Below are 17,317 nucleotides of genomic sequence, written 5' to 3'. Positions count from 1 at the left end.
GACGGCCGCGCCCGCGGCGGCTCCCGCCGTCGCGGCCCCCACCAGGTACTTGTGCTGCCCCGCCCACAGCTGCGGGCTGGTCCCGTGCGCCCGCTCGTCGAAGCGGCCGTGGGCGCCGCGGTCCGTGCCGGGCGCGTCGTCGGCGGGCTCCCACAGGTTCGCGGGGCGGTCCGGCCGGACGTCCTGCTCCGTCTGCTGGGAGGCGAAGCCGGTCCGCGCGAGGTAGCGGTCCACCAGGCCCGCCGCGACGCGGTTGGCGAGGATCGTGGCGACCGCGCTCGCGCCGACCCAGTACTCGCGGCGCGCGGGATGCTCGGCGGCGTACAGCAGCGCCTTCGCCGGGATCTCCGGCTGGTAGACCGGCGGGACCGGCTGCGGGCGCTTCGGCAGCCGCGACAGCACCCAGTCGAACTGCGGGGTGTTCACCCCCGGCAGCTGCACCATCGTCACCTTCACGCCGCTGCCCTCGTGCATCAGCTCCGTCCGCAGCGACTCGTGGAACCCCTTGATGGCGTGCTTGGCGCCGCAGTAGGCGCTCTGCAGCGGGATCCCCCGGTAGGCCATCGCCGACCCGCACTGGACGATCACCCCGCGGTCGCGCGGCATCATCCGCTCCAGCGCCGCCCGGGTGCCGTTGACGTAGCCGAGGTAGGTGACCTCGGTGGTGCGCTCGAACTCCGCCGGCGCGATCTCCCAGAACGGCGCGAGCACCGAGGAGAACGCGACGTTCACCCACACGTCGATCGGGCCGAGCTCCTTCTCGGTCCGGGCCGCGGCCTCCGCGACGCGGTCGCGGTCGGCCATGTCGACGGCGATCGGGAGCGGGTGCCCGCCGGCCGCCGCCACGTCGGCGGCGGCGCCGTCCAGCCCCTGCTCGCCGCGCGCCAGCAGGGCGATCCGCGCGCCGCGCCGGGCGAACTCCCGCGCGGTGGCGCGGCCGATCCCGCCGGTGGCGCCGGTGAGCACGACGACGCTGTCCTTGCCGATCTTCTGCTTCATCTCATCCCCATGCGGGCGCTTTGTCCGGGCACAGAGACCCACTGCCCGTGACATGGGGTCTGTAACGCGGGACCGGCGGCGCGGACCCGGGGCGCGGGAGGCCGGGCGGCGCTCGGATACCGTCGAGGTGTGCGCGCCCGCGAACTCGCCGTCGAGTACCCGACCGTGACCCCGGACGACTCCGCGATGGACGCCGCCCGGCTCCTGGCGGCCCGGGGGCTGCCGGGCCTGGTCGTGGTGGACGGGCGGCGCCGCGCGGTCGCGGTGCTCCCCGGTTCCCGGCTGGTGCGCCAGATCGTCCCGCCGCACGTCCGGGACGACCCCGCCCTCGCCCGCGTCTACGACGAGCCGCACGCCGACCGGCTCTGCGCCAGGCTCGCCGGCCGCACGGTCGCCGACCTCCTGGAGGGCGGCCGGGCGCCGCTGCCCGTCGTCGATCCCGGCGCCACCGTGATGGAGATCGCGAGCGTCATGGCGGACGCCCGCAGCCCGGTGGTGGCGGTCGCGGACGACGAGCGGCACCCCGAGCGGGGCGCCGTGATCGGCGTCATCACCGCCGCCCACCTGCTGGAACGCATCCTGCCCGCGGCCGGGGACGGCTGACCCGCCCGCCGCCGGGCCCCTCCCGCACCCGTTCCGCCCCGCGGTCCCGCCGCGCCGCCGGCCGGACTGTCAGGTAGCGATGACTTCAGGTCAGAACGTCTAGATGTAAGAACAAAGTATTGACTGACGTTCCGGCGCGGGCTACAAATGTGCCTCAAGCCACACGAAGATGACGAGCGGATGAACGGACGGTGTCCACCACCGGTCGCTCCGGTGAACTCGCCATCAGACCGAACGGGCCAGTGGGAGGCACCATGCGGGTCGGACTGTTGGGCGCGGGGCGGATCGGGGCGTGGCACGCCCGGTTCCTGGGCGGGCACCCCCAGGTGGACGCCCTGCTGATCGGCGACGCCGACGTCCGCCGGGCCGAGGCGCTCGCGGGCCCGATCGGCGCCCGCGCCGGCGACCCGGACGCGGTGCTCGGCGCCGGGCTCGACGCCGTCGTCATCGCCACCCCCACCGCCACCCACGCCGAACTGCTCGGCCGCGCCTGCGACGCGGGCGTCCCCGCGTTCTGCGAGAAGCCCGTCGCGCCCGACCTGCGCACCACGCTGCAGGTCCGCGACCGCGCAGCCAAGGCCGGCGTCCCGGTGCACATCGGCTTCCAGCGCCGCTTCGACGCCGGCTACGCGGCGGCGCGGCGGGCCGTCCTCGACGGCCGGCTCGGCGCGCTGCACCGCGTCCACCTCGTCACCGCGGACCCGGCGCCGCCGCCCGCCGAGTACGTCCGCTCGTCCGGCGGGATCTTCCGCGACTGCCACATCCACGACTTCGACATCCTGCGCTGGGTCACCGGCCGCGAGGTCGAGTCCGTGACCGCCGCCGGCGCCAACCGCGGCGACTCCTACTTCGCGGCGGCCGGCGACGTCGACACCAGCGCCGCCGTCCTCGCCCTGGACGACGGGACGATCGCCACCCTCCAGGGCTCCCGCTACAACGGCGCCGGCTACGACGTCCGGATGGAGCTGGCCGGCACCGCCGCCACCTGGGTGGTCGGGCTGGACGAGCGCGCCCCGCTCCGGTCGGCCGAACCCGGCGTCGACTGGCCCTCCGGGGACCCGTGGACCGACTTCCAGGAGCGCTTCGACCCCGCCTACGCGAACGAGATTGGAACGTTCCTAGAAGTGGCCAAGGGCAACGTGCCGAGCCCCTGCACGGTGGACGAGGCGCTGGAGGCGTTCCTCGTCGCCGAGGCCGCCACGCTGTCGCTGCGGGAGGGCCGCCGGGTCGCGCTGGCGGAGCTGCGATGATCTGGGCGATGGCGTTCGCCGCGGTGGCGCTGGCCTTCGTCTGGGTCACCGGCGTCAACGACGGCGCGGCCCTGCTCGGGCTGAGCGGGCGCTACCCCCGCTCGTCCGGGCCGCTGCTGATGGCGCTGGTGCTGCTGCCGCTCGTGCTCGTCCCGCAGCTGACCGTCGCGGTCGCGCGGACGTTCACCGAGGGGCTGACCGACCTCGGCGACCGGCGCGGCGCGCTCGCCTTCCTGCTCGGCGTGACCGTCGCGCTCGCCGTCGTCACCGCGCTCACCCGGCGCGGCCTGCCGACCAGCCTGACCCTCGCGATCGTCGGCGGCATCGGCGGCGCCGGCCTCGGCATGGGCCTGGACGTCTCCTGGGGCGGCCTCGGCCTGGTGTTACTCGTCGGCGCCGCCGCGCCGCTCGTCGGGACGACCGTCGGGTACGGCCTCGGGCTCGCCTCCCGCCGCATCCCGTCCTTCGCCGGCATGCCCGGCGCCGTGCGGACCGCCCACGTGCTCGCCTACAGCGCCCAGTGCGCCGCCTACGCCGCCAACGACGGGCAGAAGATGCTCGCCGTCGTCAGCGTGGCGCGGCACGTGGTATCCACCCGGCGGCTCGGCGCGATCGGGCCCGTCCAGCCCACCCCGTTCGTGCTCCTCGCGATCGGCGTGGTGTTCTGCGCCGGCGCGCTCAGCGCCGTCCACCGGGTGGGGGACCGGCTCGGCCGCGGGCTCGTGCTGGCCCGGCCGCTGCACGTCGTGTCCACCGAGGCGGCCGCGGCCGCGTCCGTCGCGGCCAGCTCGCTCGCGGGCGCGCCGGTCAGCATGACGCAGTCGGTCACCGCCGGGGTCGTCGGCGTCGCCGCCAGCGAGGGCGCCGCGCGGGTGCGCTGGCAGAACGTCCTCGGCATCGGCGCCGCCTGGCTGCTCACCCTCCCGCTCGCGTTCGCCGGCGGCGCGCTCTGCGGCCTCGCGGTGAGGGCGCTGTGAGCGCCGCCGTCCGGCCCGTCCGCCGGTTCCGGCTCGTCTGGGACGACCTGCGCGGCCGCTCCGGCGACCGGGTGATCGGGCAGGTCGCCCGGCAGGTCCGCGCCGCCCGCGACGGCGCCGAGCTGGCCCGCGAGATGGCCGCCGGCCGGGTGCCCTCGGCGGACGCCCGCGCCCGGATGGCCGAGATCGAGCACGCCGGCGACGCCGAGCGGGCCGAGCTCGCCGCGATGCTGCGCGGCGTCCTCGCCACCCCCATCGACCGGGAGGACCTCTACCGGCTCTCCCGCTCCGCCGACGACGTCCTGGACAACCTCCGCGACTTCGTCCGCGAGGCCGACCTGTTCGGGCCGCCCGGACTCGGCTTCGCCGTCCCGCCGCTGGACGCGGTGCTGGAGGGGCTGACCGCCCTCGACGCCGCCGTCCGGAAGGTCCTCGCCGAGCCCGCCGCGGTCACCATCGCGGCGCTGGGCGCGCGCAAGGCCGGCAACCGCGTCCGCGAGTACCGGCAGGCCGCGCTCGCGCGGCTGTTCGCCGGGCCGCTCGACATCGACGTGCTGCGCAGCCGGGAGCTGCTCGACCGGCTCGACGCGGTCGGGCGGCGGCTCGGCGAGGCGGCCGACGCCCTGTCGGACGCGATGCTCAAACGCAGTCACTGACCCTCTCATCCACCCCCATCGAGCCGCAGGTCCGGGGCCCGCCGGCGAAGCGCAAGGAGAGAACCGACCATGATCCGCACCATCCCGAGAGGGCGCCGGGGCCGTACCGGCGCCGCCGTGCTGGCCGCGCTCGCCACCGCGGCGCTCAGCGCGTGCGCCCCGTCCAGCAGCGGCGAGGCGGGGGCGGGCGACCCGCTGCCGACCGTCACCGTCGAGGACGCCGCGTCGTTCGACCTGAACGCGCTCGTCGAGGCGGCGAAGAAGGAGGGCGGCCTCCTCGCCTATGACGGCAGCGGCGACGTCAAGGACATGGCGGCGGCGTTCGAGAAGAAGTACGGGATCAAGGCCGAGGGCGTGAAGTCCAAGGCCGCCGCCACCGCCGAGAAGATGACCCGCGAGGCGCAGGCCAAGAACGTCACCATCGACGTCAGCCTGTTCGAGGACGGCCCCATGCTGGTCGGGCAGCTCCTCCCGCAGAAGATCGTCAAGACCTGGATCCCGCCGGACCTCGCCGGGAGCATCGCGGAGAAGAACCGCAACCCGCTGATGATGATCTCCAAGGCGTACGTGTTCGCCTACAACCCCAAGCTCAACCCGAACGGCTGCCCGGTGAAGAACATGTGGCAGCTCACCGAGCCGGAGTGGAAGGGCAAGGTGATGCTGCAGGACCCGCTGGGCAAGGAGGTCTTCACCCAGTGGTTCACGCAGATGTCGGAGCAGGGCTCGGACAAGCTCGCCGCCGCCTACGAGCAGCTCGGCAAGGGCAAGCTCAAGCTCGATGAGAAGGACCCCGCGTACGAGTGGGTGAAGCGGTTCGCCAAGAACGACCCCGTCCTCACCACCGAGGACGAGGACGTCGCGACCGCCGTCGGTGCCCCCAACCAGACCCGCACCACGATCGGGCTGTTCTCCATCGCCAAATTCCGCGACCTGGAGGACAAGAAGTTCAACATGAAGGTCTGCGAGGGCCTGGCCCCGTGGACCGGCTTCGCCTACCCGAAGTTCGCCACGATCGCGACCGGCTCCAAGCACCCGAACGCCGCCAAGCTCTTCGTCCACTTCGCGATGGAGAAGGAGGGCTTCGACCTCGAAGCCCACTCCGGCGGCGTGTCCGGCAACGACAAGGTCGGCGTGAGCCCGCACAACCCGCCCGGCCTCACCGACTGGAACACGCAGCTGTACTGGTTCTCCTCGGACCAGCTGCTCGCCGACTTCCGCGCCCGCCAGGACATCAAGGACTTCTGGCGCGTCAACCACTCCTGAGCCGAGCCTGAGCGGAGCGAAGGCTCGGCTCAGGACCGTGCTCGGGGCGCCTGGGGGGTCGTCCCCCCAGATGAACACACCCGTCCGGCGGGCCGCTCGGCGCGGCCCGCCGGGGCCCTCACCCCCGGAGGAACTGCCCATGGCGGTCGCCGCCCCCGCACGGCCGGCGTCTCGCGGCCGGCGCGTGCTGTACCGGTCGCGCGTGCTCCTGCGTGACCCCACCGTGCTGCTCGGCCTCGCGCTGAGCGCCGTCCTGCTCTACCTCGTCATCGCCCCGCTCGTCTCGGTCATCTCGGACGCGGCCCGCGTCCAGTACGGCGACGAGGCCCGCTCCGGCCAGGAGTCCGGCTCGTGGACGGGCTACTACCTGTGGCGGGTGTTCCGCTCGCCCGTCAGCAGGCTGCTGTTCTGGGAGCCGCTCCTCCACACCGTGACGGTCGCGCTCGGCGTCATCGCGTTCGCCCTCGTCGTCGGCGGGTCGATGGCGTGGCTGGTGACCCGCACCAACGTGCCGGGGCGCAAGTTCCTGGCCGGCGCGCTCGTCGTCCCGTACATGCTGCCGTCCTGGACGTTCGCGCTGGCCTGGCTGTCGCTGTTCAAGAACGAGCGGTCCGGCGGGCAGGTCGGCTACCTGCAGGGCGCCGGCATCAGCACCCCCGACTGGCTCGCCTACGGGCCGCTGCCGATCATCGTCACGCTCGGGCTGCACTACTACCCGTTCGTGCTGCTGCTGTTCGGCAACGCGCTGCGCCGCATCGACTCGCAGCTGGAGGACTCGGCCCGCATCCTCGGCGCCGGCGGCCGGACGGTCGTCCGCCGCATCACGCTGCCGCTGATGCTGCCCGCGCTGTCGTCGGCGGTGCTGCTCGTCCTCGGCCGCGTCCTCGGCACGTTCGGCACCCCCTACATCCTCGGGCTGCCGAGCGACTACAACGTGCTGTCCACCGGCCTCTACCACGCGATCCGCGACCGCAGCACCGGCGTCGCCTCGACGCTCGCCGGCGTCATCGTGCTGATCGGCGTGCTCGTCGTGGTCGTCGACACCCGGCTCGTGCGGGAGCAGCGCCGGTTCGTCACGGTCGGCGGCAAGGGCGCCATGGACCGCCGCAGCGACCTGCGCCGCTGGCGCTGGCCCGCGTTCGGGCTCGGCATGACGGTGTTCGCCGCGAGCGTCGTCGTCCCCGTGCTGACGCTGCTGCTGTCGACCGTCACCAAGACGCCGGGCGTGTTCAGCGCCGACAACTTCACGCTCAAGTACTGGTTCGGTTCGAAGATCGAGGGCGCCGTCGGGTTCCCGCACGGCGTGCTGCGCGGCTCCGAGCTGTGGGAGGCGGCCTGGAACAGCCTCCGCATCGTCGGGGTCGCCGCGCTCGTGTGCGGGTTCCTCGGGCTGCTGATCGGCTACGTGGTGGTGCGCGGCGCCGGGAGCCGGGTCTCCACGTTCCTGCGGCAGGTGTCGTTCCTGCCGTACCTGGTGCCGGGCATCGCGTTCGCCGCCGCGTGCCTGTCGCTGTTCGCCGTCCAGCGCGGCCCCGTCCCGGCGCTGTACGGGACGATCACGCTGCTCGTCCTGGTGATGGTGGTGACGCACCTGCCGTACTCGTCCCGGTCGGGGATCTCGGCGATGATGCAGCTCGGCCGGGAACCGGAGGAGGCCGCGCAGATCAGCGGGGCCCGCTGGGTCACCCGGATGACGCGGATCATCATGCCGATCCAGCGGGGCGCGCTCGTCACCGGCGTGGTGCTGCCGTTCATCTCGGGGCTGAAGGAGCTCAGCATCGTCATCATGCTGACCACCGCCGGCACCCAGCTGCTGACCACCCTGTCCATCGGGCTCGTCGAGTACGGCTACACCCAGCTCGCCAACGGCGTCGTGCTCATCATCGCCCTGCTCTCGTTCACCATGACCTACCTGGCCCAGCGGCTCACCAAGAGCAGCCTGGCCTCGGGCATCGGAGGTTGATCAATGCCGGCCATCACCCTCAGCGGAGTGGTCAAGACCTATCCCGGCGGCACCCGCCCGGCGGTGAAGGACCTGGACCTCACCATCCCGGACGGCTCGTTCACCTGCCTGCTCGGCCCGTCCGGCTGCGGCAAGACCACCACCCTGCGCATGATCGCCGGGCTGGAGCAGCCGACCCTGGGTGAGATCGCCGTGGGCGACCGCGTCCTGGACTCGGTGGAGCGCGGCGTGTACGTCCCGCCGGAGAAGCGCGACATGGGGCTCGTCTTCCAGAACTACGCGCTCTGGCCGCACCTCACCGTGCGCGGCAACACCGAGTTCGGGCTGCGGATGCGCAAGGTCCCGGCCGAGCAGCGCAAGGCCCGCGCCAAGGAGGCCCTGGAGAAGGTCCACGTCGCCGACTGCATGGACCGGTACCCGTCGCAGCTGTCCGGCGGCCAGCAGCAGCGCGTCGCGCTGGCCCGCATGCTCGCCGTCGACCCCGACGTCCTGCTGCTGGACGAGCCGCTGTCCAACCTGGACGCCCGGCTCCGCCTGGAGATGCGGACCGAGCTGAAGCGCATCCACGACGAGACCGGCGCGACCGTCGTCTTCGTCACGCATGATCAGATGGAGGCCATGACGATGGCCACGCACATCGCGGTCATGTCGGAGGGAGAGCTGCAGCAGGTGGCACCGCCGATGGAGATGTACGAGCGACCCGGCAACCGGTTCGTCGCAGAATTCGTAGGAAGCCCGCCCATGAACATCGTTCCGATCGGGGCCGAGCCGGAGGGGCTCGCCGGGTCGCTGCTCCGGTTCGCGGAGAAGCGCGGCATCGGGTCGCCGGGCTGCGTCGGCGTCCGGCCGGAGGCGCTCCGCCTCGTCCGGTCGACGGACGGCGTCCCGGACACCGCCTGGTCGGACGAGGCCGTCGTCGAGGCCGTCCTGCCGACCGGCGCGAGCTGGACGGTGCAGCTCCGCGTCCTCGACACCGAGCTGTTCGCCGTCACCCACGAGGACCCGGAGGCCGGCCCCGGCGACCGGCTGACCTGCTGGACGCGGCCCGGCCGCCTGCACCTGTTCGCCGAGGACGGCGCCCGCATGGCCGCGTGGGACGAGGCGACCGCCCCCGTCGAGAAGGCGGTGCCGTGAACGCGCCGATGCGCAGGCCCCGGGCCCTCCTGCTGGACTTCGGCGGGGTGCTGGTCGAGACGTCCCGCCGCGAGGGCTGGTCGGCGGCGCTGGCGAAGGAGGTGCACGCCGCCCTCGTCCGCGCCGGCTGCGGCGACCTCGACGTCACCGCCGTCGAGACCGACATCAAGGCGGGCGTCGCGGCCGACAAGTGCTGGAAGGACGCGATGTCCCGGCTCTACGCGCCGGCCGAGATGACCCACGCCGGGTTCTGGGGCGACTACGTCGCCGCGGACTGGCCCGCGCCCGCCCGGCAGCTGGTCGTCACGCACGCGACGCCGCTGTGCCAGCGGATGGGGGAACTGCGGCAGGAGCGGCGCATCAGGCCGGGCATCCCCGAACTGCTGGACGCCGCCGCGGACCACGGCATCCCGTGCGCCGTCGTCAGCAACTCGCTGTCGGCCGCCGTCCACCGGAACTTCACCGCCGCGACGGGCCTGGCGGAGAAGCTGGCGCTGGAGGTCTACAGCGACGAGGCCGGCGTGCGCAAACCCAACCCGGAGATGATCTGGATCGCGACCCGCGCGCTCGGCGTCGAGCCGGGCGACGCCTGGTACGCGGGCGACAACTTCGACCGCGACGTGCTCTGCGGGCATCGCGCCGGCGTCGGCGGGAACGTGCTGATGGTCGCCGGCGGGACCTACGACGTGCCGTACGAGGTCCGCTGCCGCCCCGACGCGGTCGTGGACGACGGGCACGGGCTGCTCGAACTGCTCACCAACGCCATGGAAGGAGACGCATGAGGGTCGATGTGCCCGCCTCGCGGGAACTGGCCGGGATCGCCGAGCTCGCCGCTCGGGCCACGGGGGACCGGCTGCGGGCGGCGTTCCGCTCGCGTCCCGAGGTCGACACCAAGCGCGACATGCACGATCCCGTCACCGAGCACGACCGCGCGGCGGAGGAGACCATCCGGGAGGTGCTCGCCAAGGAGACCCCGGGCAGCGTCGTCGTCGGCGAGGAGGGCGGTGCGCAGGGCGAGCAGGGGGTCCAGGGCGCGGACGGCGACATCCGCTGGTACGTCGACCCGATCGACGGCACCGCGAACTTCGCCGTCGGCCTGCCGTTCTTCTGCGTGTCCATCGGCGCGGTCGCGGGCGGCGAGGTCGTCGCGGGCGCGGTGTACGACCCGGTCCGCGACGAGATGTTCAGCGCGTCGCTCGGCGGCGCGACCTGCGACGGCGAGCGGATCCAGAGCCGCGGCGCGGGCCGCGACGCGACCGCCGTCGTCGCCACGTCCTACCCCAACGCGCGCGAGCTGGCGGCCGACCGGGCGGAGGCGCTGCGCCGCTTCGGCCTGATGGTCGACGCGTTCGCCACGCTGCGCCGCCCCGGCAGCGCCGCGCTCACCCTCGCGCACGTCGCCGCCGGCTGGACCGACGTCGCCTACGACCCGTCCATCAACGCCTGGGACGTCACCGCGGCGCTGCTGCTGGTCCGGCAGGCGGGCGGCACGTACCTGCCGCTCGGCGGCGAGCCGGGCGCCCCCGACCACGAGGCGCCCGGCTACCTGGCGCACGTCGGCGGGTTCGACCTCGCCGGGTCCGTCATGCGCGAGGTGGCGGGCCTGCCGGCGCAGGGGAGCGGGGCATGAGCACCACCGGCGTCCGCACGGTCGACTGGATCGTCACCGACCTCGACGGGACGCTCGTCGCCCGCGACAAGCAGATCGTCGAGTCGAGCCTGGCGGCGCTGCGCCGCTTCATGGACGCGGGCGGCACCGTCGTCATCGCCACCGGACGCAGCGAGACGGCCGCCCTCCCGTACTACCGGGCACTCGGCCTCACCACCCCCGCGATCCTCTACAACGGGGCGCGCGTGGTCGACCTGAGCACCGGCACCGTCCTGTACCGGCGCTGCCTGGGCGTGGCCGCGTGGGCGAAGCTGACGATGCTGTTCGGCTCCCTCCCCGAGGGCGTGTGGCCGGTGGCGTTCAGCGGCGGCCGTGCCCACGTGGTGTCCGATTCACCGGCGCTGCGGGAGTACGCCCACCGGGACGGCATCACCCTCACCCGCATCGGCGCGTGGGGCGACCTGCCGTTCGACGACATCGTCAAGGTCATGATGATCTGCGACCGTCCCGAGCTGATGGACCCCGCCGAGGAAACGGTGTCGGTGAACGTCCCGGACGTCACCCTCGTCCGGTCGGAGAGCACCTACCTGGAGGCCCTCCCACCGGGCGCGACCAAGGGCGCGGCGCTGCGCGAGCTGGCCGCCGCGCGGGGCGTGGCCCTCGGCGACGTCGCCGCGATCGGCGACAACCCGAACGACCTGGACATGATCCAGGCCGCGGGGCTCGGCGCCGCCGTCGGGGACGGCGCCGAGCCCGTCCGCGCCGCCGCGGACATCGTGGTCGCCGCCTGCGCGGAGGGCGCGGTCGCCGACCTCGTCTCCCGCGTGCTGCCGTGATCCTGACCGTCGCCGGCTGCGCGGGGACCGTCCCGGGGCCGGACGCCGCGTGCTCCTGCTACCTGCTGGAGCACGCCGGCTTCCGGCTCCTGCTGGACGCCGGGACGGGCGCGCTCGGCCCGCTGCAGCGCTTCGCCGACCCGTGCGCGATCGACGCGGTGGTGATCAGCCACCCGCACCGCGACCACTACGCGGACCTGGCGCCCCTCGCGTACGTGCGGGACCGGCGCGGGCAGCGGGCGCCGCTCCCGGTCCTGGCTCCGGCCGGAACCTCCGACCGCCTCGGCCTCTCACCCTCCTACGCCGACGCCCTGCGCTGGTTGGAGCCCGTGTCGGGCCCGATGAGCCTCGGGCCGTTCACGGTGGAGACCGCCCCGGTGCGGCACTCGGTCCCGGCGCTGGCCGTCCGCGTGACGGCCGGCTCGCGCGTTCTCACCTACTCCGGCGACTCGGGTGAATGCCCAGAACTACTGGAGCTGGCCCGCGGTAGCGACGTCCTGCTCTGCGAGGCGGCCGCGTCCGTGGAAACGCCCGGCGCCGCCGAGGCGCACCTGACACCCGCCCAGGCGGGCGACCTGGCGAAACAGGCGGACGCGGCGCATCTCGTCATCACCCATCTGCGCCCCTGGGCCGACCCGCACGCCGCGCTGGCCGAGGCGAGGCAGGTCTACGACGGCCCGCTCACGCTGGCGGCCACCGGGCTGCGCCTCATCGCCTGACCGGGGCGGTGGTGGCGCGCTCGTCCAGGCGCGGGGGGACGGTCACGCGTCGCGGCTCCGCCGAGACGCCGTCGCGGATCCGGTCCAGCAGCGCCGCCATGGCGAGGCGGCCGAGTTCGGCGGCGGGGGCGGCGACCGTGGTGACCTGGGCGCTCAGCGCGCCGGGCGGGTCGCCGTGGACGACCAGCGACACGTCTTCGGGGACGTGCCTCCCCGCCCGCAGCAGGGCGGTCAGCGCCGCCGTGCCCGTCGTGTCGCCGAGCGCGAGCACGGCCGTGGCGGACGCCGGTAGCTCGTCGGCACCGGCCACGGTCGTCAGGCCGGCGGCCTCGCAGGCGCGGCGGAGCGAGGAGGGGCGCGGGCCCGCGTCCAGGCAGGCGATCACGCGGTGCCCGAGGGCCTTCAGCTGCTCGACGGCGCGCGCCACCGCCGCCGCGTCGTCGCCCGTCACGCAGTCGACGCGGCCCGAGCGGACGGACCGCCCGGCCACCGCGACCGGGCAGCCCGCGGCGGCGCGGTCGATGTCGGCGGCGGGGACGCGCGGGCCCACCAGGACCACCCCGTCCGGGCGCAGGTCGAGCAGGTCGTCCAGGGCGGCCGACTCGCGGGCGGGACGGCCGCGCCCCGTGGACACCAGCAGCCGGACGTCGCCGCGCGGCGCCTCGTCGGCGAGCCCGTCGTGGACCGCCGCGCACCAGGGGTCGTGCAGGTCGGCGAGGAGGACCCCGACGATGCCGGTCCGGCCCGCGGCGAGGCCGCGGGCCATCATGTTCGGCCGGTAGCCGAGCTCGCGGGCCGCTTCGAGGACCGCCTCCCGGCGCTCCCTGCCGACCTTGGGGGAGCCGCGCATCACCAGGGACACCAGCGCGCGGGACACCCCCGCGCGCGCGGCGACGTCCTCCAGGGTCGGATGGGCCATGTCGTGATCTCCGTAGATGGGGCGAGCCGCCGCCATGGGGGGCATGGCGGCGACTCGCGTCCGGTGCGGTCGTGTCGTGTCGTGTCGGGTCGTGTCGGGTCAGGTCAGGTCAGGTCAGTCGCGGGGGTCCCAGTCGCCCGGGGTGATGTCCAGGTCGAGGGGCTCGGCGACATCCTTCCAGTCGACGTACTTGAAGTTGGTGTTCTCGCGGACCTCGCCGTTGCCGTCCACCGCGTCGGGGGTGTTGACGCCGTCGTGGACGACCAGGAGGCCGTTGCGGAAGCCGCCGATCGGGGCGCTGGTGACCATCGCGCCGTCGCAGACCTCGGAGCCGTCCACGGTGGTGCCGGGGGCGACGCGGAACCGGCCGATGTAGTCGTCCGGGTCCTCGCGGTCGTAGACGACGAAGGTGTTGTCGCCCTGGCTGGAGGCGATGAGGTAGCCCTCGCCGTCGTCCTGCTGGTAAAGCGACAGGCCCTCGGCGTCTGCGGTGAGGTGGGTGCCGCCCACGCCCGGGTCGGGCCCGCTCGGGTCGCACTCCTCGGTCTCGGGGTTGTAGGTGGCGGGGACGCCGAACTCCTTGACCTTGTCGATGAGCTGCGGCCCGCCGCCGTCCAGCGGGATGCGCCAGATGCCGACGTCCTCCTGCGCGGCGTACAGCGCGTCGTTCTCGGGGTCGGCGACCATGCCCTCGACCTGGGGGCCCTCGCCCGGGTCCTCGCAGGGCGTCCAGGTGCCGCCCGGCACCGGGAACGAGGTGGGCAGGTCCAGGTCGCGGACGTGCCGGTAGCTGATCTTGCCGGCGGCGGTGACCTGGAGGCGGACGAGGCCGAGCCGCGAGGTGTGCCGGCGGCTCAGCGCGACGTAGCCGCCGCCGCGCGAGTCGCTCCAGGACGCGAGCCCGTAGGCCGTCGCCTGGTCGTTGACCTCGTCGAGGGAGGTGGAGAAGACGAACGGCGCGGACGGGTCGGTGACGTCGGTCAGCGGCGCCTGGTGCCGGACGGCCGCCCGCGGGTCGATCGCGTAGGTGCGGACGGTGTCGCGGCCGCGGTCGGAGACGACCGCGAGGTCGACCTTACGGCCGCCGAGCTGGAAGCCGTAGATGAGGTCGACGTTGTTGAACCGGCCCGGCTCGTCGCCGGGGCGGGGCGGGGTGGGGGCGGCGATCCGCTGCGTCTCCCGGCCGGCGGCGTCGTAGACGACGAGGCCGCCCTCCTTGAGGGTCGCGACGACGAGGTCGCCGGCGCGGTCGCTCGGGTGGCTCCAGATCGCCGGGTCGTCGGCGTTGGCGTTGCCGCCCGCCTCGTCGTCGTAGTTCGGCGGGGTCTCCAGCGCCGCGCGGACCTGGGCGAGCTCGTCGCCGTCGGCGGCGGCCGGGGCGGCCGACAGCACGGCGGCGGCGAGCGCCGCGGTGGTGGCGGCGGCCGCGAGCCGGACGCCCTTGGGGGTGGGTCTCAGGTGCATCGGGTTCCTCCTGATGCGGGAAGGGGGGATGCCTGCACCGTAAGCGTTAGAGCGCTCTAATTCAATAGAGCGCTCTAATTGATCAAGAGGAGTTCGCCCGGCGTTCGGCGGGCCGCCGCCCGGCGGCTACCGCTCCACGAGGGTGAGCGCGAACGAGTAGCGGTCCGCGCGGTACACGTGGCAGCCGTACTCGACCGCGACGCCCTTGTCGTCGTAGGCGGTGCGGTTCATGGTCAGCAGCGGGACGCCGCGCCGCTCGTCCAGCAGCCGGGCCTCGGCCGCCGTCGCGCCGCGCGCGCCGATGGTCTGGTTCGCGATGCGCAGGTTGATGCCGGTCGCGCGGAGCAGCTCGTACAGGCCGTGCTCGGCGAGGTCGGCCTCGGTCACCTTCATCAGGTCGACGGGCAGGTAGTTGGTGAGCAGCGCGAGCGGCTCCTCGCCGGTGCAGCGGATGCGGCGCATCCGGACGACCTCCGCGCCGGGCGGGACGCCGAGCTCCTTGGCCACCGTGTCGTCGGCGGGGACGGGCCCGAGCTCCAGCACGCGGGTGCGCGGCTCCCGGCCGGCCGCCGCCAGGTCGTCGTGCAGGCTGGTCAGCTCGATCGGGCGGCGGATCTCCGACCGCACGACCTGCGTGCCGACGCCCCGCTTGCGCACGAGGAGCCCGCGGTCCACCAGGTGCTGGATGGCCTGCCGGACGGTCGGGCGGGACAGCCCGCAGCGGTCGGCCAGCTCGACCTCGTTCTCCAGCCGGGTGCCGGGGGCCAGCTCGCCGGCCCGGATCGCCGCCTCCAGCTGCTGGGCGAGCTGGTAGTACAGCGGCACGGGGCTGCTGCGGTCCACGGTCACGCGCGGTCGGTACACCCATCGTCTCCTCTCGTGCGGGACGATCGTACCTCGTTCCGTGTGTTTAACTTATTACCTCATAATGTCCTAACAAACTATTGACATCGCCTCCTGACCTTCAGCAGACTCGGCGGGGCCGGTGCCACGACCGGCCGGAGCACGTTCCCGGAGAGATGGTGAGCTGATGATCAAGGATCGTGTCGCGGGAGCCCCGATCTCGTGGGGGGTGTGCGAGGTGCCGGGCTGGGGCCACCAGCTGGCGCCCGCGCGGGTGCTGGCGGAGATGCGCGACCTCGGGCTGGCCGCCGCCGAGTTCGGGCCGGACGGCTTCCTGCCGGCCGGGGCCGCCGAGCGCGCGGCGCTGCTCGCCGGGTACGGGCTGCGCCCGGTGGGCGGGTTCGCGCCGGTCGTGCTGCACGACCCGGACCGCGACCCGCTGCCGGAGGTGCGGAGGATCCTGTCCGGATTTGGGATGGAACGCTCCAATGAGCGCCTCACGCTGGTGCTGGCGGCCGTGACCGGCCTGGACGGCTACGACGAGCGCCCCGCGCTCGACGCCGCCGGCTGGGCGGCGCTGCTCGGCAACCTCGACCGGATCGACGCGGTCGCCGCCGACGCCGGCGTCCGCGCGGTGCTGCACCCGCACGTCGGGACGATGGTGGAGCGGTCCGACGAGGTCGACCGCGTCCTCGCCGGCTCGGCGATCCCGCTCTGCCTCGACACCGGCCACCTGCTCATCGGCGGCACCGACCCCGGCGAACTCGCCGCGCGCGCCCCCCGCCGGATCGCGCACGTCCACCTCAAGGACGTCGACGCCGCGCTCGCCGCCGCCGTCCGGACCGGCGCGACCTCCTACACCGACGCCGTCCGCGCCGGCATCTACCGCCCGCTCGGCGCGGGCGACATCGACATCGCCGGGATCGTCCGCTCCCTCGAAGGCGCCGGGTACGACGGCTGGTACGTCCTCGAACAGGACATGATCATCGACGCGGAGCCCGCGCCCGGCGCCGGCCCCGCCGACGACGTCCGCGCCTGCGTCGACTTCCTCGCCGGGATCCCCGCATGACCGGATTCGACGTCATCACCATGGGCCGCGTCGGCGTCGACCTCTACCCGCTCCAGACCGGCGCCCGGCTGGACGAGGTCGAGACGTTCGCCCGCTTCCTCGGCGGCAGCGCCACCAACGTCGCGGTCGCCGCCGCCCGGCACGGCCGCCGCGCCGCCGTGATCACCCGCACTGGCGCCGACCCGTTCGGCCGGTTCGTCCGCCGCGCCCTCGCCGAGTACGGGGTGGACGCCCGGTACGTCGCCGACGTCCCCGGCCTGCCGACGCCCGTCACCTTCTGCGAGCTGTTCCCGCCCGACGACTTCCCGCTGTACTTCTACCGCGTCCCGAAGGCCCCCGACCTGGAGATCCGCGCGGACGAGCTGGACCGTCCCGCGATCGAGGCCGCCGGGGTGCTGTGGACGACGGTGACCGGGCTGTGCGCCGAGCCGTCCCGCACGGCGACGCTCGCCGCGCTGGGCCTGCGCCGCCGCGCCGACCTCACCGTCCTCGACCTCGACTACCGCCCCGTGTTCTGGGAGTCGCCGGCGGAGGCGCGGCGCTGGGCGGGGGAGGCCCTCGAACACGCCACGGTCGCGGTCGGCAACCTCGCCGAGTGCGAGATGGCCGTGGGGGAGGGCGACCCGGAGCGGGCCGCCCGCGCGCTGCTCGACCGGGGCGTGCGCCTCGCGGTCGTCAAGCGCGGCCCGGACGGCGTCCTCGCCGTCGCGGCCGGCGGCGAGACCGCCGCCGCGCCCGCGCTGCCGGTCGAGGTCGTCAACGGCCTCGGCGCCGGCGACGCGTTCGGCGGCGCCCTCTGCCACGGGCTGCTCGCCGGCTGGGACCTCGCGCGCGTGCTCGCGTTCGCCAACCGGGCCGGCGCGATCGTCGCGTCCCGGCTCGCCTGCTCGGCCGCCATGCCGACGACCGCCGAGGTCGCTGCTTTCTATCCGGCGACCCGGCCGACCCATCTCGATCTGCCCACCTACCCCTTCCAGCACCAGAACTACTGGCTGGAGAGGCGCGAAAGCGCG

Annotated in this window: 17 protein-coding genes; 13 read left to right on the top strand and 4 right to left on the bottom strand. The window is 74.2% G+C overall.

Annotated features, from left to right (window positions below; genetic code table 11):
- On the bottom strand, window positions 1-999 hold a 999-nt coding region (locus AB0K34_RS42545; RefSeq protein WP_364554331.1), incomplete at its 3' end, for an SDR family oxidoreductase.
- 129 nt (window positions 1,000-1,128) lie between these two features.
- Between AB0K34_RS42545 and AB0K34_RS42540 the strand changes: the two genes are divergently transcribed.
- The 11 genes from AB0K34_RS42540 (at window position 1,129) to AB0K34_RS42490 (ending at window position 12,009) form a co-directional block, all read left to right on the top strand.
- Window positions 1,129-1,602, top strand: coding sequence for a CBS domain-containing protein (locus AB0K34_RS42540; RefSeq protein WP_364554330.1), 474 nt, complete (start codon window positions 1,129-1,131; stop codon window positions 1,600-1,602).
- Between the two features lie 254 nt (window positions 1,603-1,856).
- Window positions 1,857-2,852 (top strand): Gfo/Idh/MocA family oxidoreductase, encoded by a 996-nt coding sequence (locus AB0K34_RS42535; protein ID WP_138639977.1) that lies wholly within the window; start codon window positions 1,857-1,859, stop codon window positions 2,850-2,852.
- Window positions 2,849-3,829 carry an inorganic phosphate transporter gene (locus AB0K34_RS42530; protein ID WP_138639978.1) on the top strand — a complete coding sequence of 327 codons (981 nt, stop codon included), beginning with the start codon at window positions 2,849-2,851 and terminating at the stop codon, window positions 3,827-3,829. The genes AB0K34_RS42535 and AB0K34_RS42530 overlap by 4 nt, the downstream gene beginning before the upstream one ends.
- Entirely contained in the window at window positions 3,826-4,485 is a 660-nt protein-coding gene (locus tag AB0K34_RS42525; RefSeq protein ID WP_138639979.1) for a DUF47 family protein, read from the top strand. Before AB0K34_RS42530 ends, AB0K34_RS42525 begins: the two co-directional genes overlap by 4 nt.
- Before the next feature lie 69 nt (window positions 4,486-4,554).
- Entirely contained in the window at window positions 4,555-5,748 is a 1,194-nt protein-coding gene (locus tag AB0K34_RS42520; RefSeq protein ID WP_301175002.1) for an ABC transporter substrate-binding protein, read from the top strand.
- A gap of 202 nt (window positions 5,749-5,950) precedes the next feature.
- The gene (locus tag AB0K34_RS42515; RefSeq protein ID WP_240808341.1) at window positions 5,951-7,711 is read left to right on the top strand and encodes an iron ABC transporter permease; all 1,761 of its coding nucleotides are present in this window, start codon (window positions 5,951-5,953) and stop codon (window positions 7,709-7,711) included.
- Between the two features lie 3 nt (window positions 7,712-7,714).
- Window positions 7,715-8,845, top strand: a complete 1,131-nt coding sequence (locus tag AB0K34_RS42510; RefSeq protein ID WP_138639982.1) for an ABC transporter ATP-binding protein — start codon at window positions 7,715-7,717, stop codon at window positions 8,843-8,845.
- Window positions 8,842-9,627, top strand: coding sequence for an HAD family hydrolase (locus AB0K34_RS42505; protein WP_240808342.1), 786 nt, complete (start codon window positions 8,842-8,844; stop codon window positions 9,625-9,627). The genes AB0K34_RS42510 and AB0K34_RS42505 overlap by 4 nt, the downstream gene beginning before the upstream one ends.
- Window positions 9,624-10,475 (top strand): inositol monophosphatase family protein, encoded by an 852-nt coding sequence (locus tag AB0K34_RS42500; protein ID WP_138639983.1) that lies wholly within the window; start codon window positions 9,624-9,626, stop codon window positions 10,473-10,475. The genes AB0K34_RS42505 and AB0K34_RS42500 overlap by 4 nt, the downstream gene beginning before the upstream one ends.
- Entirely contained in the window at window positions 10,472-11,290 is an 819-nt protein-coding gene (locus tag AB0K34_RS42495) for a Cof-type HAD-IIB family hydrolase (protein WP_364554329.1), read from the top strand. The genes AB0K34_RS42500 and AB0K34_RS42495 overlap by 4 nt, the downstream gene beginning before the upstream one ends.
- Window positions 11,287-12,009, top strand: a complete 723-nt coding sequence (locus AB0K34_RS42490) for an MBL fold metallo-hydrolase (protein ID WP_364554328.1) — start codon at window positions 11,287-11,289, stop codon at window positions 12,007-12,009. The genes AB0K34_RS42495 and AB0K34_RS42490 overlap by 4 nt, the downstream gene beginning before the upstream one ends.
- Here AB0K34_RS42490 and AB0K34_RS42485 read toward each other — a convergent pair.
- From AB0K34_RS42485 to AB0K34_RS42475, 3 genes are all read right to left on the bottom strand, one after another.
- A complete protein-coding gene (locus AB0K34_RS42485; RefSeq protein ID WP_364554327.1) occupies window positions 11,999-12,928 on the bottom strand; it encodes a LacI family DNA-binding transcriptional regulator in 930 nt (309 codons plus the stop codon). The two genes, AB0K34_RS42490 and AB0K34_RS42485, sit on opposite strands and share 11 nt — an antisense overlap.
- A gap of 114 nt (window positions 12,929-13,042) precedes the next feature.
- Window positions 13,043-14,392 carry a phytase gene (locus AB0K34_RS42480; protein WP_364554326.1) on the bottom strand — a complete coding sequence of 450 codons (1,350 nt, stop codon included), beginning with the start codon at window positions 14,390-14,392 and terminating at the stop codon, window positions 13,043-13,045.
- 126 nt (window positions 14,393-14,518) lie between these two features.
- Window positions 14,519-15,256, bottom strand: a complete 738-nt coding sequence (locus tag AB0K34_RS42475; protein WP_364554325.1) for a GntR family transcriptional regulator — start codon at window positions 15,254-15,256, stop codon at window positions 14,519-14,521.
- 166 nt (window positions 15,257-15,422) lie between these two features.
- Between AB0K34_RS42475 and AB0K34_RS42470 the strand changes: the two genes are divergently transcribed.
- Entirely contained in the window at window positions 15,423-16,304 is an 882-nt protein-coding gene (locus AB0K34_RS42470; RefSeq protein WP_138641639.1) for a TIM barrel protein, read from the top strand.
- The coding region (gene iolC / locus AB0K34_RS42465) for a 5-dehydro-2-deoxygluconokinase (RefSeq protein ID WP_364554324.1) at window positions 16,301-17,317 on the top strand (1,017 nt) is incomplete at its 3' end. The genes AB0K34_RS42470 and iolC, both read left to right, overlap by 4 nt.

The sequence above is a fragment of the Actinomadura sp. NPDC049382 genome (assembly GCF_040677125.1).
GTDB lineage: Bacteria > Actinomycetota > Actinomycetes > Streptosporangiales > Streptosporangiaceae > Spirillospora > Spirillospora geliboluensis.
This window is presented reverse-complemented; position numbering and strand designations above follow the sequence as displayed.